At 61.4% G+C, this 18,996-nt stretch carries 19 protein-coding genes, 2 tRNA genes and 1 riboswitch; of the genes, 10 read left to right on the top strand and 11 right to left on the bottom strand.

Annotation, left to right across the window (positions count from 1 at the left end; translation table 11 throughout):
• Position 1 precedes the first annotated feature (1 nt).
• The 6 genes from K7B09_RS06810 to K7B09_RS06785 all read right to left on the bottom strand — a co-directional run bounded on the left by K7B09_RS06810 (position 2) and on the right by K7B09_RS06785 (position 5,503).
• Positions 2–802 (bottom strand): DUF3298 and DUF4163 domain-containing protein, encoded by an 801-nt coding sequence (locus tag K7B09_RS06810; RefSeq protein ID WP_223628143.1) that lies wholly within the window; start codon positions 800–802, stop codon positions 2–4.
• Positions 803–995: 193 nt separating this feature from the next.
• Positions 996–1,072, bottom strand: a tRNA-Arg gene (locus K7B09_RS06805).
• A 79-nt stretch (positions 1,073–1,151) separates the two neighbouring features.
• Positions 1,152–1,244, bottom strand: a tRNA-Ser gene (locus K7B09_RS06800).
• A gap of 56 nt (positions 1,245–1,300) precedes the next feature.
• Positions 1,301–1,498 carry a carbon storage regulator CsrA gene (csrA, locus tag K7B09_RS06795; protein ID WP_223628759.1) on the bottom strand — a complete coding sequence of 66 codons (198 nt, stop codon included), beginning with the start codon at positions 1,496–1,498 and terminating at the stop codon, positions 1,301–1,303.
• A gap of 129 nt (positions 1,499–1,627) precedes the next feature.
• The gene (gene alaS / locus K7B09_RS06790) at positions 1,628–4,273 is read right to left on the bottom strand and encodes an alanine--tRNA ligase (protein WP_223628140.1); all 2,646 of its coding nucleotides are present in this window, start codon (positions 4,271–4,273) and stop codon (positions 1,628–1,630) included.
• A gap of 192 nt (positions 4,274–4,465) precedes the next feature.
• Positions 4,466–5,503 carry a TraB/GumN family protein gene (locus tag K7B09_RS06785; RefSeq protein WP_223628139.1) on the bottom strand — a complete coding sequence of 346 codons (1,038 nt, stop codon included), beginning with the start codon at positions 5,501–5,503 and terminating at the stop codon, positions 4,466–4,468.
• A 151-nt stretch (positions 5,504–5,654) separates the two neighbouring features.
• On the opposite strand from K7B09_RS06785, the gene K7B09_RS06780 reads away from it, so the two are divergent.
• Positions 5,655–6,068 carry a DUF488 domain-containing protein gene (locus K7B09_RS06780; protein WP_223628137.1) on the top strand — a complete coding sequence of 138 codons (414 nt, stop codon included), beginning with the start codon at positions 5,655–5,657 and terminating at the stop codon, positions 6,066–6,068.
• Here K7B09_RS06780 and K7B09_RS06775 read toward each other — a convergent pair.
• From K7B09_RS06775 to K7B09_RS06755, 5 genes are all read right to left on the bottom strand, one after another.
• Positions 6,049–6,723: a DNA-3-methyladenine glycosylase family protein gene (locus tag K7B09_RS06775; RefSeq protein ID WP_223628134.1), complete on the bottom strand. Its 675-nt coding sequence runs from the start codon at positions 6,721–6,723 to the stop codon at positions 6,049–6,051. The two genes, K7B09_RS06780 and K7B09_RS06775, sit on opposite strands and share 20 nt — an antisense overlap.
• 3 nt (positions 6,724–6,726) lie before the next feature.
• Positions 6,727–7,101 (bottom strand): DUF423 domain-containing protein, encoded by a 375-nt coding sequence (locus K7B09_RS06770; protein ID WP_223628132.1) that lies wholly within the window; start codon positions 7,099–7,101, stop codon positions 6,727–6,729.
• 84 nt (positions 7,102–7,185) lie between these two features.
• Positions 7,186–8,244 (bottom strand): GyrI-like domain-containing protein, encoded by a 1,059-nt coding sequence (locus K7B09_RS06765; RefSeq protein ID WP_223628129.1) that lies wholly within the window; start codon positions 8,242–8,244, stop codon positions 7,186–7,188.
• A 133-nt stretch (positions 8,245–8,377) separates the two neighbouring features.
• Positions 8,378–9,019 (bottom strand): response regulator, encoded by a 642-nt coding sequence (locus K7B09_RS06760; RefSeq protein WP_223628127.1) that lies wholly within the window; start codon positions 9,017–9,019, stop codon positions 8,378–8,380.
• Positions 9,016–10,206, bottom strand: a complete 1,191-nt coding sequence (locus K7B09_RS06755; RefSeq protein ID WP_223628125.1) for a sensor histidine kinase — start codon at positions 10,204–10,206, stop codon at positions 9,016–9,018. Before K7B09_RS06755 ends, K7B09_RS06760 begins: the two co-directional genes overlap by 4 nt.
• Positions 10,207–10,338: 132 nt before the next feature.
• Between K7B09_RS06755 and K7B09_RS06750 the strand changes: the two genes are divergently transcribed.
• The 9 genes from K7B09_RS06750 (at position 10,339) to K7B09_RS06710 (ending at position 18,458) form a co-directional block, all read left to right on the top strand.
• A complete protein-coding gene (locus K7B09_RS06750) occupies positions 10,339–10,938 on the top strand; it encodes a GNAT family N-acetyltransferase (RefSeq protein ID WP_223628123.1) in 600 nt (199 codons plus the stop codon).
• Complete coding sequence (minC, locus tag K7B09_RS06745) at positions 10,935–11,708, top strand: septum site-determining protein MinC (RefSeq protein ID WP_223628121.1); 774 nt, start codon at positions 10,935–10,937, stop codon at positions 11,706–11,708. Before K7B09_RS06750 ends, minC begins: the two co-directional genes overlap by 4 nt.
• 88 nt (positions 11,709–11,796) lie before the next feature.
• Positions 11,797–12,609, top strand: coding sequence for a septum site-determining protein MinD (minD, locus tag K7B09_RS06740; RefSeq protein WP_223628119.1), 813 nt, complete (start codon positions 11,797–11,799; stop codon positions 12,607–12,609).
• 3 nt (positions 12,610–12,612) lie between these two features.
• Positions 12,613–12,876, top strand: coding sequence for a cell division topological specificity factor MinE (minE, locus tag K7B09_RS06735; protein ID WP_223628117.1), 264 nt, complete (start codon positions 12,613–12,615; stop codon positions 12,874–12,876).
• 55 nt (positions 12,877–12,931) lie between these two features.
• The gene (locus tag K7B09_RS06730; RefSeq protein WP_223628115.1) at positions 12,932–13,483 is read left to right on the top strand and encodes a hypothetical protein; all 552 of its coding nucleotides are present in this window, start codon (positions 12,932–12,934) and stop codon (positions 13,481–13,483) included.
• 65 nt (positions 13,484–13,548) lie between these two features.
• A complete protein-coding gene (locus tag K7B09_RS06725; RefSeq protein WP_223628758.1) occupies positions 13,549–15,531 on the top strand; it encodes a M2 family metallopeptidase in 1,983 nt (660 codons plus the stop codon).
• 94 nt (positions 15,532–15,625) lie between these two features.
• Positions 15,626–15,967 carry a carboxypeptidase-like regulatory domain-containing protein gene (locus tag K7B09_RS06720; protein ID WP_223628113.1) on the top strand — a complete coding sequence of 114 codons (342 nt, stop codon included), beginning with the start codon at positions 15,626–15,628 and terminating at the stop codon, positions 15,965–15,967.
• A gap of 75 nt (positions 15,968–16,042) precedes the next feature.
• Entirely contained in the window at positions 16,043–17,152 is a 1,110-nt protein-coding gene (locus K7B09_RS06715; RefSeq protein WP_223628111.1) for an aromatic ring-hydroxylating oxygenase subunit alpha, read from the top strand.
• Positions 17,139–18,458, top strand: a complete 1,320-nt coding sequence (locus tag K7B09_RS06710; RefSeq protein ID WP_223628108.1) for an amino acid permease — start codon at positions 17,139–17,141, stop codon at positions 18,456–18,458. The genes K7B09_RS06715 and K7B09_RS06710 overlap by 14 nt, the downstream gene beginning before the upstream one ends.
• A gap of 395 nt (positions 18,459–18,853) precedes the next feature.
• A riboswitch (glycine riboswitch) is annotated at positions 18,854–18,988 on the top strand.
• Positions 18,989–18,996: the final 8 nt, after the last annotated feature.

Here is an 18,996-nt window from a genome sequence, read left to right as displayed (position 1 = left end):
ATTACTCTGCGTGGAACAGCGACTGATACTGCGCTGCCACCAGTGGCAGCAATACTTTTGCCGGTACTTCGGCAGTGCGCGTGCCATCTTCATAAGCTGCCACCTGTTCGGGCGGGAACACGAAGCGCAGCGCGCGAATGCTGCCATCGGCGTTCATCACCGGCTCGAAGCGGGAAAAATGTTTCGGCTCTGGCGTGGTGCCCGCGTCGATCCATTTGCTGCCGCGCTTGAGTTGTTGCGTACGCAAATCGGCTTCACCACCATCATCATCCAGCTGCTGCGATAGACCAGTCATCAGCTGCTCACGCACATACGCAGCCACCGGCACCCAATTGGCGGCATCCGGAATCAATTGCTCGGCGGCCAGCATTTGCTGTCGCTGCGGCAGCCACACAAACCGCTCTACCAGTGGGTTGCCATGGGCTCCACCAATGAAGCTGCTGCCCTCTGCTGCTACCGCCACCACGCGCGAGGTCTCCACCACCTGTGTGAAGGACAAACTGAGGTCATACGGCACTTCCGGCTTTCGTCCGTGCAGGCCGGCCACTGCGCGCATCAGTTGTCCCCGCGTGGCCTCGGCATAGGCATGTACCGCTTGCGCGAGCGCAGGGTATTTGGACGCCACCTGCGGGTAGCTAATGCCCACGATATAAGTCGGTGTGGTTTCAATCACATCCTGCAACACCACCGGTGCAGGCGCGGCAGGGGCTGGTGGTGGCGCACTTGCTGCCGCCTCACTGCCCGCATGCGTGCCAGTGCCGCGATCGCAACCTGCCAGCACAAACGCAGGTACAAGCAGCACAACGGCAATGGTTTGCAAACGCGGGGGCAGGCAAATGCACATGGGCAAAAAAAACCGGTGGGGGAAAATCGGCTGCGGTGCAGTCGCCGCCACTGAAGTTTGCCATGCGGGTGGCACGGTCGGCTATGTGTAGCCTTCATTCACTACTGCGCCGGCATAAAAAAAAACCGACCCAAAGGTCGGTTTTTTAAGATGGTGCGCCCGGAGCGATTCGAACGCCCGACCCCCAAGTTCGTAGCCTGGTGCTCTATCCAACTGAGCTACGGGCGCATGGGCGGAATTATGCAGTTTGATCTGCAATGCGTCAATACATGTTGACGCTCACCGCTGAATCACAATTTCGACAAACTGGCGGAGACTGAGGGATTCGAACCCTCGATGGAGCTTTTGACCCCATACTCCCTTAGCAGGGGAGCCCCTTCGGCCTCTCGGGCAAGTCTCCGTAAGGCGAAATCGTGAGCCGGCAAGGATACAGGCAATTATACAATCCGGCAAACTTCAGGACGATTTTTCTTCATCTTCGCCGTTTTGCGAACTACCCTGGATCCGTTGATAAATTTCTTCGCGATGCACCGACACATCTTTCGGTGCGGTGATGCCAATTCGCACCTGATTGCCCTTGACACCGAGCACAGTCACGGTAATTGCATCACCAATCATCAAGGTCTCGCCAACTCTTCTTGTCAAAATCAACATCGCAACTCCCCTGTCGCTGCGGCCCATATCCACGCATGCACTTGCAAGCATGGCTCTCTCCAGTGTAGTCCATCATACTGAATGATTCGCATGCTGCAATCAGCACGGGATCACACTACCGCCAAAATTTCAAGCGCGCTGCCCCACCCAGCCGGCCACGCCCGCCAACGCAGCAGCCAGTGCCGGGCCATCATCACCGCCGCCCTGCGCCATATCCGGCCGGCCGCCCCCCTTGCCATTGGCCTGCTTGGCCACATCACCCAGCACGTCGCCGGCCTTGATCTTGCCCAGTGCCGCACCACTGACGCCCGCCACCAGTGCGGCTTTGCCGTGTTCTACGCCTGCCAGCACGATGACGGCATCACCCAGTTGTTGCTTGAGCCGGTCCATCGCATCGCGCAAGGCTTTGGCGTCAAAGCCTTCCAACCGTGCGGCCAACACCTTGATCCCGGCCACGTCTTGCGCCTGCCCGGCCAAATCGCCGGTCGCGTTGGAAGCGGCCTGCGCCTTGAGCGTGTCCAGCTCGCGCTCCAGCTTTTTCTTTTGCTCCAGCAAATGACGCAACTTGTCGCCCAGCTCGGACACGTGCCCGCCCAGCAACTGCGCGGCATCGTGCAGGTGTTGTTCTTCTTCGATCACGAAGTCCAGCGCAGCCTGCCCCGTGACGGCCTCGATCCGGCGCACACCCGCCGACACGCCGCCTTCGCTGACCAGTTTGAACAGGCCAATATCGCCGGTGCGGCTGGCATGGGTGCCGCCGCAGAGTTCGGTCGAGGTCGGGCCAAAGCGCAGCACGCGCACATGCTCGCCGTATTTCTCGCCGAATAATGCCATTGCGCCAAAATCCAGCGCGTCCTGCATGGCCATGTTGCGCACTTCACCTTGATGATTTGCACGCACCTCGACATTGACCCGGCGTTCGACCTCGGCCAGTTCCGCTGCCGTCATCGGCTGGAAATGCGAGAAGTCGAAGCGCAACCGATCCGGTGCCACCAGCGAGCCTTTCTGCTGCACATGGGTACCCAGCACGTTGCGCAAAGCGGCGTGCAGCAAATGGGTGGCACTGTGGTTGATCACGATGGCGGCGCGCCGTGCGGCGTTGACCTCCGCCGACAGACGGTCGCCCAGCTTCAGTGCGCCCTGCTTCAGGCTGCCGCGATGCCCGTGGAACTGGCCCGCCAACTTCAGCGTATCAGCCACTTCGAACGCTACACCGAAGGCCGATAACACGCCGGTATCGCCCACCTGCCCGCCGGACTCGGCATAGAACGGCGTGGCCGACAGGATGACGATAGCGGTATCGCCTGCCGCAATGGCATCCACCGGCTTGCCGTCTTTCAACAAGGCCAGCACATGCACGCCATCGGCCGTCAGGCTGTCATAACCCAGGAACTGCGTGGGTGTGAGCGTGGCCACCAAGTCGGCCGGCAATTGCACGCCCCCACCAAACTTGCCAGCGGCGCGCGCGGTTTCTTTCTGCTGCGTCATCGCCGCGTCAAACCCCTGCACATCCACCGACATGCCGCGCTCGCGGGCCATGTCCTGGGTGAGATCCAGCGGGAAGCCGTAGGTGTCGTACAAGCGGAACGCAGCAGCGCCGGGGATGACGTTGTCGCTGACGCGGGCCGCCACCTCTTCGAAAATCTTCATGCCCGAATCCAGCGTTTCGGCGAAGCGCTCTTCTTCGGCCAGCAAGGCACGCTCGGCGGTGGCGCGGCCTTCGCGCAAGACCGGATAGGCTTCGCCCATCAAGTCATCCAGCGTGGCGACCAGTTTGTGGAAGAACGGCTGGCGCACGCCCAGCATCCAGCCGTGACGCAGCGCACGGCGGATAATCCGGCGCAGCACATAGCCGCGGCCTTCGTTCGAAGGCAGCACACCATCGACAATCAGGAAAGCGCAGGCGCGGATGTGGTCAGCAATCACGCGCAGGGATTTGTTTTCCAGATCGTCGGTGGCGGTGAGTTGGGACGCGTGCCGGATCAGGCGTTGGAACAGATCGATTTCATAATTGGAATGCACATGCTGCAAGATCGCGGTGATGCGCTCCAAGCCCATGCCGGTATCCACGCAGGGGGCAGGCAGCGGCGTCAACGTGCCGTCGGCCGCACGGTCGAACTGCATGAACACGTTGTTCCAGATTTCGATGAAACGATCGCCATCTTCATCCGGCGAACCGGGCGGACCACCGAAGTGGTCCGGGCCGTGATCGTAGAAGATTTCACTGCACGGGCCGCAGGGACCGGTATCGGCCATCTGCCAGAAATTGTCGGACGCAAACGGCGCGCCCTTGTTGTCACCGATGCGGATGATGCGTTCCGGTGGCAGACCAATCTGATTCAGCCAGATGTCGTAGGCCTCGTCGTCGGTGTGATAGACCGTGGCCAGCAGGCGCTCTTTAGGCAGCTTCCAGACCTCGGTCAGCAGCTCCCAGGCCCAGGCGATGGCGTCCTTCTTGAAGTAGTCGCCGAACGACCAGTTGCCCAGCATCTCGAAGAAGGTGTGGTGGCGCGCGGTGTAACCCACCGAATCCAGATCGTTGTGTTTGCCACCCGCACGCAGGCAGCGCTGCACATCGGCGGCGCGCACATAGCTGCGCTTTTCCGCACCCAGGAACACGTCCTTGAACTGCACCATGCCGGAATTGGTGAACAGCAGGGTGGGGTCATTGCCCGGCACCAGCGGCGCCGACGGCACGATGGTATGGCCCTTGGAGGCGAAGAAGTCGAGAAAGTCGCGGCGGATATCAGAGGTGGTTTTGGCTGGCGTGTGCATACGGGCATCAAGAGGTGACGGGCAGCACTGCGCCCGCGAACCCAGCACGATGCGGGTACGGAACCGAGTTGGCAACCCAATATCGCCAGTTTACAGGGGATGGGCGCTCCATGGCCCCGTCGCACAACGCCTCAATGCTTCACGCCCGCAGAGTGGTCGATTGGCCGTGACGCTGCCTGGGTTTGCGCCCGCTTACTCATCCGGCGCGATGACGGTATAGCCCTTGGACTGCAATTGCGCCAGGTAACCATGGCTACCCAACATTTTGTTGAGTGGCAATGTGGCAAATGTCACCGCGTTCTTGCCCAACGCCGCCTCTGCCGCGGCCATCCATTTGGCCTCTACTTTCCTGCTGGCATCGCCAAAGCCCAGTCGCTTGCCGATACCCGCTTCACTGATCGCATTGCTGCATGCTTCCCACTGATAGGCCGGCGGCAACGCACGCAAGCCCGCGATATCACCGGTGGCCCAGGCATTGGCGCGGGCACGCATCGCATCGATGTCGGTTTCCAGCTGTGTCATCGTTTTATCGAAGCAGGCCAGATCATCCAAGGTGGTTTTCGACCATTCCTTCAGTAATGGCTTGGGATCAGTGATGACGATTTCCTCCTTCACCACAGTCACCGCAGGATGATGGGTTTCGATGGCTTTGTTGATCACAGGGGCAAGGATATTGTTGCCATCCAATCCCTGCTTCTTCATTGCTTTGCCATATAACTCTTGCGCAGCAAAAATCGGTCGCCACTTTTCCACACTACTGTCGCTACCGATATAGCGGGATTTCAGCACTTGCCAGCGTGCGTACGAAGCCGGCGACACCACCTCTTGCAGTTTCTTGTCGTCCGGATTGTTGCGCGCACCTAGTAGCTTGGGTAACAGCAACATGCCCTTGAACCAGCCCACATCCACCTTGAAGCCAGCATATGGCGCACGGATTACTTCTTGTGCTTGCGCCAACACGCGATCGACCTGTGCGGATTGCCACTGCATCTTTGCAGGCAATGGACTGAGCGTCCCGAGGATATACAAATCGTGATTGTCCTTGCGTACGATCCACATGCCTGGGCCGGGTTGCTCGCCCTCTACCACCACGGTGGCTTCGGTGCGGATGCCGTCATTGGGCACCGACTGCGGCGCTGACGCTGATGGTGTTGGCTGCGCTTGTTGCGCGTGCAGCGGGGTCAAACTCAATGCCACCAGCAATGCCACAGCCAATCCGGAAACTCGCATTCTGCCTATCCTTGTGCAATGGGAAGGGCGCAGTGTGACGGCAGTCAATGATAGATTTCTCGCTGCCCGCTGAATAATGGAAATTGAACAAGCGCTTGCAGTGGTACGGCCTGCGCAGGATGCTAATCACCTCGCCTTTGGGAGAACAGCGATGGCCATCCGTATGGTGCGACTGGGAACGCCACGTGCAGCGGGCGAAGGTCTGCGGATCGGCACCGTACGCCGCCCGCCACGCGGGGTTCCCAAGGCCGAATTTTCCAAGCGCGATTTTTACGATACCTGGTTGCCCACGGTAGCCCCCAGTCAAGCGGTAATGGACATCGCGCACGCCGCCAAAACAGATAAGGACTGGGCCAATTTCTTCAAACACTACCGCAGCGAAATGAAACGCCCGGACGCCGCGCATGCCATCGCGCTATTGGCAGCACTGTCGCACAGCACCAACTTCAGCTTAGGCTGCTATTGCGAGGTGGAGGCACATTGCCACCGCCACGAACTACGCAAATTGCTGCTGGAAGCGGGTGCGGAGATGATTGCGCAGGCGATCAATCCTGCGAACGCTTGACCGCCTGCTTGCTTGCACTGGCGGCATCTGCAATCCGCCACAAGTAAACACTGGCATAGCTGCGATACGGGCCCCAGCATTCGCCACGCGCGGCCAACGCTTTCGGGGTGGGCATCGCGTCCAGTTTGTCTATCGTTTGCGCACCTTTGCGTATACCCAAATCATCAATCGGCAATACGTCGGGCCGCCCCAACCGGAACATCAGCATCATTTCCACCGTCCAACGGCCGATACCACGAATGGGCAGCAAGGCCGCCACGATGGCGTCATCGTCCATGTGTCCCATTTGCCGCAGGGTGGGGATCTGACCCGCCTCTTCGCGCCTGGCCAGATCACGCAAGGCCAAGGCCTTGTTGCCGGAGACACCACAACCGCGCAGCGTTGCATCATCAATCCGCGCCAGCGTGTCGCAATGAAAACGATCGCTACTGATCGCGGTTTCCACGCGGCCCACAATCGTCGCAGCCGCCTTGCCACTCAGTTGCTGATACAAAATGGCGCGCGCCAGCGCATCCACTGGATCGAACGGTTGTTGCCAACGCGGATCGGCTTCAATCAATGGCAGTTTGCGCAGCCATGCACCCAATTTGCGGTCGCGCTTGCACAGGTGCGCAAACGCCGCCTCGGTGTCAAACCCACGCGCCTGCTTGGGCATCGGTCAGCCCCGCAGCCGGTCATAGGCGTGCAGCAACCAACCACTGATCACCAGCCCTCCGCCCAACGGCGCCAACGCCGGTGTCAGCCCCAGCAGCACCGCCGCCAACAAGCTGCCGCCGAACAGCAACACGCCCAGCAGCAGCATGGCCAATGCCAACAAGCTGGTGGGGCGTTGCGCCAGCGGTGCCAGCGCGGTCAGCGCCAACCCATGCAGGAACGCAAACACCGCCGCCTGCAGCAGCCGCGCACTGGCAGCGGGGGCCGCCGCGTGAAAGGCATACGCGCACATGGCTACGGACAATCCCGCCATCAAGCTGCCGATGGCGGCAAGGTAGCGGCGATACACAACAAAACTGGGCGTCGAGAGGCTGTTCATGCCCGCATTGTGCCAAGTTCGGACACCGCACATGCAAACGCCGCGTCAATGCGCGGCGTTTGCGGGAACAATCGGCAGGTGAACTTACTTGACCGGCCAGTACACGTCGAACTGACCATTCTCGGTGAACGCGTTGGCAATCCCAGACTTGTAGTCTTCGTAGGCGCGATCCTTGACTTCATATCCATGCGTCGCCGCCCAAGCGCGCAGAGCATTCCGAGTGTTTTCCAGCTCGGCCATGTAGCCGGTGTACGAAGCCACGGCAACCTTGCCGGCCGGCGCCTGCACAAACTTCACCGGGCCTTGCACGACCACATTGCCGGTGCCCGACTTCTTGCGCACCACTTGCACCACGTCGAAGGTGTACTTCTCGCGTCCCATGTCAGTGGTGACGATACGTAGCGGGCCGACCGCCTCCACGCCGGAATTGGCTTCCAGGGTACGCTTGATCCACTCGGCGTTGGAGGTGATCGAGGCTTGGATCTGTGCGTTGCCGCGATCGACCTGACCTGCACTCACCACCAGCATGTCTTCAGCCGGGCGATCCACCACCTTCGGGGTGCCCATCTTGAAGCCGGGCGCTGCGTAGTCGATATTCGGCACCGAGGTCAGCACGCCGACCAAACGCGACAAGCCCATCTTCATGTCATCGCCGATATGGCGCGTCACGTACAGGCCCGCATAACGACCCAGCAGGTTCCAACCGTAGTCCACGTCATACGTCTGGGTGATTTCGACGTTACGGTTGTTGCGGCCGGTCGGCTTGAAGAAAAACGCCGTGCGCTTGTTCTCGCCACGCTCGATGTTATTGATATTGATCGCAATCTTCTGCTTCGGCACGCTCTCCACGATTTCGTAGGAGCCGCTACCCAGGCGCGGTTCCTGCGAGGTGTAGTCGAGCTTCGCACCCACACCTTCAGCCGGGCCGGACAGCGACAATTGCATGCGCGGGTCGCGCAGCACCAGCGGGTTCCAATCCTTGAAACGGCGGAAGCTGTTCATCGTGTCAAACACGATGGTGAGCTTGCGATTGGTTTCGGTCTTCTCGGTCAAATGACGTGAGGAAGGCAACATCACCCCCACGATCAGAAACAGCGCAAAGACGATCGCAAGGGAAATCAGGATCTCGAGCAAACGAGTCATTCAGGAATCTCCGGGGAAAACCAAGTACGGCCTAATACCGCACAGACCCCCCATCCTAGCAAACTGAACCCCCGCTGGGCGAGAGGCTGATCAGCATAAATCGCGATGCACGGCACCAATTTGCGCTTTCACTCTAAACCAGCTGCAACTCAAACGCCTTGAGTACCGCCCGGGTACGGTCACGCACCCCCAATTTCGACAGGATATTGGAGACGTGATTTTTGATGGTGCCCTCGGCCACCCCCAGCGAATTGGCAATTTCCTTGTTGGAAAAGCCAGACGCCATCAGCCGCAGGATCTCGGTTTCACGGTCGGTCAGGGGGTCAGGCCGATCCAGGCTGACAAACTCGTTGCGCATATGCTCCAGCCCAGACAGCAGGCGCTGGGTCACCGCCGGCTGTACCAGTGAGCCACCGCCGGCGACGGCCTGGATGGCATCCACCAATTGCTCCAACGAGACATCCTTGAGCATGTAGCCTTTGGCACCCGCCTTGATCCCGGCCAGTACCAGCGCATCGTCATCGAAAGTGGTCAGGATAATCGTGGGTGGCAAGGCGCCCACCCGGCCGAGTGCCTGCAGCGCCTCCAGGCCCGACATTATCGGCATGCGCATATCCATCAACACCACATCAGGCTTGACTTGCGGAATCAGCTCCACAGCCTGCTGGCCATCAATGGCCTCGGCCACTACTTCGATACCGTCGGCCAGTGCTAGCAACGAGCGGATACCCTGACGCACCAAGGTCTGATCATCGACCAGAAAGACACGAATCATGCGGTGACTCCTTCGGGTAGCCGGGTGGCGGCATTGGGAGCCACCGGCAAAGTGATGGTAAGTTGAAACCCGTGATTGCGCTGACTCACGATTTCAACCCGGCCACCGTGTTGACGCAAGCGCTCGCCCAGTCCGCGCAGCCCGTTGCCTGCTGTCACCTGATCGCAGCCGCGGCCATCATCGCGCACTTGCAAGATGACGTGGCTGCCTTCACGGCGCGCATTCAACCATAAACCACTGGCACCGGAGTGACGCACCGCATTGGTGATGGCCTCCTGTGCGCAGCGCAGCAGGACATGCGCGCATTCGGGATCATCTACGGTCAGCGGCTCATCAATCTGCATATGAATGTCCAATTTCGGCACATTTTCAGCCAGCAGACGGAGTGCCGATGCCAAGTCGATCGCGCCGCCTTCGCGCAACTGGCTAACCGCCTCGCGCACATCGGTCAACAGTAGACGGGCCAAGGTGTGCGCTTGCTGGACATGCTCCTTGGCCCGCCCTTCGGACAAATGCCCGGCGACTTCCAGATTCAGACTGAGCGCGGTCAGATGATGGCCCAGCAAGTCGTGCAATTCACGGGAGATACGGGTGCGCTCATTGACCCGCGCACTGTCGGCAAGCAATGCGCGGGTGGCACGCAGCTCGGCATTGAGCCGGCGCTGTTCTTCTCGCGCCTGCACTTGCTGCAATGCAACAAGACTGACGACGAATACAAACCCGGAAAACCCCGCATACAGCATCGATTGCATCAAGGCTTCCAACGGCGGGAAGCCCAGCCAGCGGATAAACACCGGCACCACCGCCAACTGACTGGCCAACAGCCATACCACACCCAGCGGCAATGGCAGCAGCCATGGCAGCACGCAGGCCGCCACCATCAACAGTACGCTGCCCATGCCCGTGCCGCTGAAGTAACTGACCCCCAGTGCGGCCACAGTCAGCACGAGCAGCAACAAATAGTCAGCCGGATTGCGGTGGCGCTCGCCCAGATTGCGGGTCAGCCAGATGTATCCGCCGCCAAATGCCAAATAGGCCGCCCAGCCCTGCCAGGGCATTGCCATATTCTCGCTGATGGCTGCAGGCTGCGGCCGCAGCCAGAAATACAGCAGCGGCAGGCCCACCATGGCCCAGGTGAATAAACCAGCGTAGCGCAGCAATCGGGTATGGGAGATTTTGACAAGCATGCCGTGTTATACCCGCTGCCAGCGCGTTCGGCTTGCTCCGAAGGTCATGCTCCGCGCGCCGGGGAGGCATGCGATAATGCCAACTTGCCCCGCGTTGCGGGTGCCTTGCAACAGTGACTGGAGTTTTCAGGAATGTCGATCGCCATCCGCGACGTGCGCGAGCACGAGCTGGATTCTGTCTTGGCCCTCAATAATGCGGCCGGCCCTGCGATCCTCCCCTTGGAGTCCGCCCGGCTGCGGCAGCTGTATGACCATGCCGAATACTTCCGCGTGGCCGAACGTGATGGCGCACTTGCCGGCTTCCTGATTGGTTTTGGTTCGCACGCGCAACACGACAGCCGCAACTTTGCGTGGTTTGCTGAGCGCTACCCGGATTTTTTCTATATCGATCGTGTCGCGGTGGCCAGTCGCCGACGTGGCGGCGGTGTCGGCCGGGCGCTGTATGCGGACGTCCAAAGCTATGCCGAATTACGCTACCCGCAGCTGGCATGCGAAGTCTTTCTGGAGCATGGCGCCGATCATGCGCTGCTGTTCCACGGCAGCTTTGGGTTCCGCGAAATTGGCCAGCATGTGATGACGCAAGATGGTCTGCGCGCTGCGATGCTGATGAAGACCCTGTGCAGCTATCCTTGGGTGCGTGACACCTACGGCAACGTGCTGCCGGATGTCGCTTGGCTGCAACGCCCGCGCAAGCAGATCTTGGCGGTGCGCCCCACCGGAACCGATGCATGAGTACAGCGACCGATTACGCACAAGCAGGTGAATTGAAATTTGGCCAGGTAGGCATAGCCAATCTGCGCGTGCGTACGCTGGATGTGGCACAGCTGGTCACTGAAATGCGTGAGCGGATACAACGCGCACCCAACCTGTTTTCTCGCGCCGCGATAGTGCTGGATTTTGGCGGCCTCAGCCACCCACCCACGCACGCCTCCGCACAAGCACTGGTGGATGGCCTGCGCAGTGCTGGCGTGCTGCCGGTGGCAGTGGCATACGGCACCAAAGAGATCGACGCCTTGTCGCAACAGTTGGGCCTGCCACTGCTGGCCAAGTTCCGTGCCCAATATGAGCGCAGCGAACCCTCCGCACCGGCTGCAGGCCTGCAACCTGCCACGACGCAAGCAGCCGCCTCGCCGGCCGTCGCAACACCCGCCCCGGCAACCGCTGGCAGCAGCGCCCCCGGCCTGATTCAAACCACGCCGGTTCGCTCGGGGCAGCAGGTGTACGCCGAGCAGCGCGACCTCACCGTGTTGACCACCGTGGGTGCTGGCGCGGAGGTGCTTGCCGATGGCAGCATCCACATTTACGGTGCTCTACGCGGGCGAGCACTGGCAGGTGCCCAAGGCAATATGGAGGCACGGATTTTTTGCCGCGAATTTCACGCCGAACTGGTGTCCGTGGCAGGGCAATACAAAGTGTTGGAAGACATTCCGGCCGAGCTGCGTGGCAAACCCGTGCAAGTTTGGCTGGAACACGGGCAGATCAAACTCGTGGCAATGGATTAACGCAAGGTCGGACGTTGCCCGGCTCCCATCAGATGCTTCAAGGCCAGCGCCCTTTGCAGACGCGCTGGCACGACAGGAGGAAGACAACTTGGCCGACATCATCGTAGTCACTTCGGGCAAGGGCGGCGTGGGCAAGACCACGACCAGCGCCAGCCTCGCCACCGGCCTTGCACGCAGCGGCAAGAAAGTTGCGGTCATCGACTTCGACGTCGGCCTGCGCAACCTTGACCTGATCATGGGCTGCGAACGCCGCGTGGTGTATGACTTTGTCAACGTCATCCATGGCGAGGCCACACTCAAGCAGGCGCTGATCAAGGACAAGCGTTTCGAAAACCTCTACGTGCTGGCCGCCAGCCAGACCCGCGACAAGGATGCGCTGAGCAAAGACGGCGTGGAAAAGGTGCTGAAAGACCTGGCCGCTGAAGGCTTTGAATTCATCATCTGCGACTCACCGGCCGGTATCGAGAAGGGGGCTTTCCTTGCCATGTATTTCGCCGACAAGGCGGTGGTGGTGGTGAACCCGGAAGTCTCCAGTGTGCGTGACTCCGATCGCGTGCTGGGCTTGCTGGCCTCCAAGACCCACCGCGCCGAACGTGGGGAGGGCGAAGTCTCTGCGCATTTGCTGCTGACACGTTACAACCCGCAACGGGTGGAAAGCGGGGAAATGCTTTCGATTGCCGATGTTGAAGAAGTGTTGGGCCTGAAAACCATTGGCGTGATCCCGGAATCTGGCGATGTGCTCAATGCCTCCAACAAAGGCGAGCCGGTGATCATGGACCCCGAATCCATCGCCGGCCAAGCGTATGCGGACGCGGTGGCGCGCCTGTTGGGTGAAAGCCGCCCACTGCGCTTCACCACGGTGGAAAAGAAAGGCTTTTTCAGCAAGTTATTCGGGGGCTGACGCATGTCCATTTTCGATTTCCTCAAGCCCAAGAAGAACACCGCGCAGACGGCCAAGAATCGCTTGCAGATCATCATCGCGCAGGAGCGCAGCTCGGCCGGCGCGCCGGATTATCTGCCGCTGATGCGACGCGAAATTCTGGAAGTGATCCGCAAGTACGTGAACGTGGATACCGATGCGGTCAAGGTCGATGTGGTGAAAGACGGCGAGCACGACGTGCTGGATATTTCGGTGTCGCTGCCCGAACGCGGGGCCACGCCGGCCTGACTTCAACCTGTCATGCCATCCCGACCCACGCCGGGATCCGGCTATCGATCACGACATGCCAGAACAACCGGATACGCAGGTACCAGGTGTGCGAATTGATGCCGGCTTGCGCCGGAATGACGAGCACGGTGTACTGATCCTGTCAGACATTGGCTTCAACGCGCCGACCGCACTGTTGGCGCGCTACGGCTTGGTGCTGGAACACATCGCAGACGCCCAACCCATCCCCGGCAGCTACTGGGGCGATTGCGAGGCCGGCATCATCGGCAACACCGTGTATGCGCGCAGCGATACGCCGGTGCATTCGCTGCTGCATGAAGCCGGTCATTTGATCGTGCTGCCGCCCGACACACGCGCCGCCGTACACACCGACGCCACCGATTCGGTACCGGAAGAAGATGCCGTGTGCGTTCTGCAAGCCTTGCTAGGCGAAGCGCTGGGCATCGACCGCACACGCATCTGGGCCGATATGGATGTTTGGGGTTACACCTTTCGTTTGGGTAGCGCCCGCGCCTATGCCGAGCACGATGCCGACACCGCATGGCAGTGGCTGCATACGCATGGCCTGACCGATGCCAAGCGTCAGCTGGTATTGCCTGCGGCCTGACTTGCGGCCGCCCACCTTGGCCTACTAGCCTTGCAACTCCCGCGTCACCCAGAGTTGCCATCGTGATGTTACGCCCCGCCCTGCTCGCCGTTGCCATGCTCACCGTGCTGGGTGGCCTTGCTGCATGTCAACGCAAAGCACCCACACCGGCCCCGGCACCACCGCCCACGCCCGCTGCAAGCACCGGCGAAACCGCCGATCAATTCATCGCCCGCGTCAATCAAGAAGTGCGCCAGCACTACCCGGAATTGAATTCAGCGCAGTGGCTTTCCAATACCGATATCAATTCGGATAGTGAGCTGATTGCGGCCAAGGCCAATGAACGCTGGCTGGCGCACCTCGCTGTGTGGCTTGCCGAAGCCAAGCGATTTGAAGGCCAGCCGATGGCACCGCAAACCGCCCGCGCACTCAAGCTGCTAACGCTGTGGACAGCGATGCCGGCACCGCAAGACCCCAAGCAACGGGAAGAGCTCACCCAAATCGCCAGCCGCATGGAAGGCATGTATGGCGCGGGCCGTGTTTGCAATAGTGAGGGCCGCCACAAAACCTGTCGCGACATCGGCCAGCTCGGCGACGTACTGGCCAAGAATCGTGATTACGATGCACAGCTGCAAGCATGGACCGGCTGGCATAGCATCAGCATCCCGATGCGCAAGGACTACACCCGCTTTGTCACACTGGTAAACATCGGTGCCCGGCAACTTGGCTACGCCGATACCGGCGAACTGTGGCGCGCCGGTTACGACATGCCACCGCCCGAGCTTGCCAAGCAAAGTGATCGTCTGTGGAATCAAGTCAAACCGCTGTACGAACAATTGCATTGCTATGCGCGCGGCAAGCTCGATGCACAGTACGGCAAAGACAAAGGCGAACTGCCAGGTGGTCTGTTACCCGCACATTTGCTGGGCAATTTATGGCAGCAAGACTGGAGCAACCTGTGGGATCTGCTGGCCCCATACCCGGCAGCCGTCAACTTGGACATCAGTGGCACCCTGCAACAGCGTGCACAAGCCGAATTGCTCTACGCGCAGGTCAGAAAGCAGGATGACACCATCGGCACTGCCGCCGCGCGTGCATTCAACATTGAACGCGCCGCGCAACTGGCCAGCGCCAAATTGATGACTCGTGATGCCGAGAGTTTTTATGTCTCGCTGGGCTTTCCAAAATTGCCGGGCAGCTATTGGCAGAAGTCACAATTCATCCGGCCACTGGATCGCGATGTCATGTGCCACGCCAGTGCCTGGGACATGAATATGCAAGGCGATCTGCGCACCAAGATGTGCATCACCCCCAGCGAAGAGGATTACACCACCATCTACCACGAGCTGGGCCACCTGTATTACGACATGGCCTACAACCCACTACCGCCGCTCTTTCAAAATGGCGCGCAGGATGGCTTCCACGAAGCCATCGGCGACACCATCGTGCTGGCGATGACGCCGCACTACTTGGCCTCGGTGGGGCTGCTGCAAGAAGCACCACAAAATTCGCAATCACAGATCAACGCACAGATGCGGATGGCGCTAAGCAAGGTTGCTTTCTTGCCATTTGGCTTGATGATCGACCGCTGGCGCTGGGGGGTGTTCGATGGCTCGATCAAGCCGGCCGATTACAACAAAGCATGGTGGGCACTGAAAGCCCAATACCAAGGCGTGGCCCCGGTGACAGCACGTGGCGAAGACTATTTTGATGCCGGCGCGAAATACCACGTTCCCGCCAACACACCCTACACACGCTACTTTCTGGCCAATATCCTGCAATTCCAATTCTACAAGGCGCTGTGCGATGCGTCCGGCTACAAGGGCCGGTTGTCCGAATGCAGTTTTTACGGCAGCAAGGCCGCCGGCGACAAATACTGGGCCATGCTGCGCAAAGGCAACAGCCAACCGTGGCAGCAAACCCTGCAAGAACTCACCGGCAGCGACCACATGGATGCCGCACCCCTGCTGGAATACTTCGCCCCCCTGCACACTTGGCTGAAGCAGCAGAACGCCGGACTGCAGTGTGGTTGGATCACGGGCAGCACGCCGAACCCTGACCGCAATTGATTCCCTCAAATTCCAGAGTGGCCATCTCAAAAGTCACTTGCATGGCACACATATCGGATGCCAGCCTGACAGGAACATCAGGAATATAGACACCATGACCAATCCCTGCAGGCTCACTGTTTTTTCGCTACTTCTCGCAATCACCGGCTCTGCTTTCACGCAAGCCACTTCTGGCAACATCATAGGCGATGGCAACCCAGGCGATACTGTCGTAATCAGCGGTGATAGCAATGGATTCAAGCGCGAGATTTCGATCAAAAGTGATGGCAAGTACAAGCTGCGCCATGTCCCGATCGGCAGTTATCACGTCACGTTCATTCAAGCAGACGGCAAAATAATTACCCTGCAGGATGTTCAAGTTCGCCCCGATGCTACTTCCCGAGCGTCTACTCCGGGCAAGGCCACTGAAGTCAGTGAAAACACAGGAAATCCCTGAAATTCAGCAAGACCCGACATAGGCCAATACGGGTTGGTCTGTTTTTCTGGAGCATCCAAGCGCCATACTGCCCACATGCAAACCGACCTCGCTCCGCAGCCTGCCGCCACGGCTACCGCCTTACCTGCACGGTTTTATGTGGAACCCGCGATGGCCGATCTCGACCGGCGCGCGCTGTTTGGCCGTGCCTGGCAATGGGTGGCGCATGTCTCGCAATTGCGCGCCGCCGGCGACCACGTCATCGCCAATCTCGCTGGCCTGCCGGTCATTGCGGTGCGCGGCAGCGATGCTGTCATTCGGGTCATGCACAACGTCTGCCGGCATCGCGCCGGGCCGATTGCGCAGTGCGATGGGCTGGCCGCGAAATCGCTGCGCTGCCGTTATCACGGGTGGACGTACACCCTGGAGGGGCAATTGCGCTCGGCACCGGAAATGAAGGGCGCGCAAGACTTCGATGTGGCCGATGTGCAGCTGCCGCAGCTGGCGGTGAAGGTCTGGCAGGGTTTGGTATTTGCCGCTGTCGATGCCGCAAACGCGCCCGATTTCGATGCCTTCGTTGCCGGTATCGACGCACGGCTGGGCGCAGATAGAGGTCTGGACGCTTACGGCGACCACCATCGCGCAAGTTATGACATCGCCTGCAACTGGAAGGTGTACATCGACAATTATCTGGAGGGCTACCACGTCCCGCACGTGCATCCCGGCCTGAACCGGTTGCTGGATTACCGCAGCTATCGCACCGAGTTGTCGATATGGCATTCGCTGCAATGGAGCCCACTCGAAAGTGATGCCGCGCTGTATGGCAACGGCGATGCGCTGTATTACTGGCTGTGGCCCAACACCATGCTCAATATCCTGCCGGGGCGCCTGCAAACCAATACCGTGGTGCCGTTGGGGGTGGATCATTGCCGGGTGATCTTTGACAGTTATTACGCCGAAAGTGATGACTCTGCCAAGCGCGATGCGGATCTTGCTTTCAGCGATGAAGTGCAGCACGAGGACATCGGCATCTGCGAGGACGTGCAGCGCGGGATGGCCTCCGGCAGCTACGTGCCGGGCCGGCTGAACCCGCTGCGCGAGACCGGCGTGCACCACTTCCACGAACTGCTGCGCGCGGCCTACCGCGGGCACGCCGCCGATGCCGCGACCGGTCAGGCCGGGGGCGCCGTCGATGCCCGCGCCTGAAATCGCCGGGGCAGAGGCCACCACGACGACGCCTGCACGTGCCCCGCTGGGCCTGTGGATGGCCACCGCGCTGGTGATCGGCAGCATGATCGGCAGCGGCGTGTTCCTGCTGCCGGCCGCGCTGGCGCCCTTCGGTGCGTCCAGCCTGCTGGGCTGGGCGATCGCGCTGGGCGGCGCACTGCTGCTGGCGGCCACCTTCGCGCGGCTGGCGGTGCACTGGCCGTGCACCGGCGGCCCCTACGCCTACGTGCGGCGCGCGTTCGGCGACACCGCGGGCTTCGCGATCGCGTGGAGCTACTGGGTGTCCATCTGGTCCGGCATGGCGGCGATCGCGGTGGCGTTCGCCGGCAGCCTGGGCGCGCTGTTTCCCGCGCTGACCGCCACCCCCGTGCGGGCGGCGCTGTGCGCGCTGGCGGCGCTGTGGACGTGCACGCTGGTGAACGTGGCGGGCCTGCGCGAGGCCGGCCGGCTGCAGGTCGCGCTGACCACGCTGAAACTGCTGCCGCTGCTGCTGTTCGGCCTGGTGGCCCTGTGGTGGGTCGGCCCCGACCGCTACGTGCCGTTCAATCCCAGCGGGCAGTCGCTGCCGCAGGTGGCCAACGCCACGGTCATCCTCACCATGTGGGCGCTGTGCGGGCTGGAAGTAGCCACCGTGCCGGCCGGCGCGATCCGCGACCCCGCCCGCACCATCCCGCGCGCCACCCTGCTGGGCACGCTGCTGGCGGGCGTCGCCACCATCCTGGCCTGCACGGCGGTGATCGGGCTGGTGCCGGGCGAGGTGCTGAAGGCATCCGGCGCGCCGATGGCGGAAGCCGCCGCGCGCACCTGGGGGCCAGGCGCCGGCATCGCGATCGCCGCGCTGGCCGCGGTGTCCACCTTCGGCGCCATCAACGGCTGGGTGATGGTCTGCGCGCAGGTGTCGCTGGCCGCGGCCGGCGACGGCCTGTTCCCGCGCGCCTTCGCCCGGCGCGACCGCCACGGCACGCCCGTGTTCGGCGTGCTGGTGGGGAGCAGCCTTGCCACCGTGCTGGTGATCGCCAGCTACAGCCGCTCGCTGGTGGACCTGTTCACTTTCATCCTGCTGATCTCCACCTCGGCCATCCTGCTGCCATATGCGGCCAGCAGCGCCGCCTGGCTGCGACGCGGCACCGGCGGCGGGCGCATCGTCGCCGCCCTGGCGCTGCTGTACAGCCTGTACGCGCTATCCGGTGCCGGCGCCGAAGCGCTGGGCTGGGGTGCGGTGCTGCTGCTGGCGGGGCTGCCGGTGTATGCGTGGATGCGCCGAAGCACACCTGCAACGCGATAGACTTGCGTGCTGCCGGAGCTTCGGGCACCCGCAGCGCACGCCGATGGGCATGGGTTTCCCACCGCCCGAACAGCCAGCCGGTCAGCGCAAAAGCCGCCATGCCCAAGGCCTGGTGCAGCCCCCTATTGCTCAGCAGCGGCGACAGCATGCCGGCGATCACGGCATTTGCCCAAGCCGAAAAACGCTTGCAGGGACAGCGGGCGGAAGGCGGGGGCGGGAGGAGGAGGACGCTGACCATAGCATCCACCCCGTTTGCGCAACACCGGGGCCAGTACCCGTGCCAGCCGGCAGGGTATAATCGCCCGGCACAGTGGGAGAAGCGCGCAGGCTTTCGGGTCTCGTCGCGCTGCCGAAGGCGCAACCGCCCGGAATCGCTCAGGCCCAAGACCGCTGTGTGACCACACTCTGGAGAGATTGGCCCGTCGTCCCCCCACAGACGCGGCCGGCGCCGAAGGGGCAAGAAGCTGCGCGGGATCCCCTCCCCATCCGCGCGCTTCCAAACTCTCAGGCAAAAGGACAGAGCGGGCATCCCTTTCAC

The sequence above is a fragment of the Thermomonas beijingensis genome, assembly GCF_020034655.1.
In the GTDB taxonomy this organism is placed as follows: domain Bacteria; phylum Pseudomonadota; class Gammaproteobacteria; order Xanthomonadales; family Xanthomonadaceae; genus Thermomonas; species Thermomonas beijingensis.
This window is presented reverse-complemented; position numbering and strand designations above follow the sequence as displayed.

What these genes read in the sequence shown, in the direction of transcription:
- K7B09_RS06770 (WP_223628132.1), bottom strand. Translation starts at nt 7,101, where the DNA reads ATGAACAGCCTCTCGACGCCCAGTTTTGTTGTGTATCGCCGCTACCTT.
- K7B09_RS06715 (WP_223628111.1), top strand. Translation starts at nt 16,043, where the DNA reads ATGCAAACCGACCTCGCTCCGCAGCCTGCCGCCACGGCTACCGCCTTA.
- alaS (WP_223628140.1), bottom strand. Translation starts at nt 4,273, where the DNA reads ATGCACACGCCAGCCAAAACCACCTCTGATATCCGCCGCGACTTTCTC.
- K7B09_RS06725 (WP_223628758.1), top strand. Translation starts at nt 13,549, where the DNA reads ATGTTACGCCCCGCCCTGCTCGCCGTTGCCATGCTCACCGTGCTGGGT.
- csrA (WP_223628759.1), bottom strand. Translation starts at nt 1,498, where the DNA reads ATGTTGATTTTGACAAGAAGAGTTGGCGAGACCTTGATGATTGGTGAT.
- minC (WP_223628121.1), top strand. Translation starts at nt 10,935, where the DNA reads ATGAGTACAGCGACCGATTACGCACAAGCAGGTGAATTGAAATTTGGC.
- K7B09_RS06755 (WP_223628125.1), bottom strand. Translation starts at nt 10,206, where the DNA reads ATGCTTGTCAAAATCTCCCATACCCGATTGCTGCGCTACGCTGGTTTA.
- K7B09_RS06775 (WP_223628134.1), bottom strand. Translation starts at nt 6,723, where the DNA reads ATGCCCAAGCAGGCGCGTGGGTTTGACACCGAGGCGGCGTTTGCGCAC.
- K7B09_RS06710 (WP_223628108.1), top strand. Translation starts at nt 17,139, where the DNA reads ATGCCCGCGCCTGAAATCGCCGGGGCAGAGGCCACCACGACGACGCCT.
- K7B09_RS06780 (WP_223628137.1), top strand. Translation starts at nt 5,655, where the DNA reads ATGGCCATCCGTATGGTGCGACTGGGAACGCCACGTGCAGCGGGCGAA.
- K7B09_RS06765 (WP_223628129.1), bottom strand. Translation starts at nt 8,244, where the DNA reads ATGACTCGTTTGCTCGAGATCCTGATTTCCCTTGCGATCGTCTTTGCG.
- K7B09_RS06760 (WP_223628127.1), bottom strand. Translation starts at nt 9,019, where the DNA reads ATGATTCGTGTCTTTCTGGTCGATGATCAGACCTTGGTGCGTCAGGGT.
- K7B09_RS06730 (WP_223628115.1), top strand. Translation starts at nt 12,932, where the DNA reads ATGCCAGAACAACCGGATACGCAGGTACCAGGTGTGCGAATTGATGCC.
- K7B09_RS06720 (WP_223628113.1), top strand. Translation starts at nt 15,626, where the DNA reads ATGACCAATCCCTGCAGGCTCACTGTTTTTTCGCTACTTCTCGCAATC.
- K7B09_RS06785 (WP_223628139.1), bottom strand. Translation starts at nt 5,503, where the DNA reads ATGCGAGTTTCCGGATTGGCTGTGGCATTGCTGGTGGCATTGAGTTTG.
- minE (WP_223628117.1), top strand. Translation starts at nt 12,613, where the DNA reads ATGTCCATTTTCGATTTCCTCAAGCCCAAGAAGAACACCGCGCAGACG.
- K7B09_RS06750 (WP_223628123.1), top strand. Translation starts at nt 10,339, where the DNA reads ATGTCGATCGCCATCCGCGACGTGCGCGAGCACGAGCTGGATTCTGTC.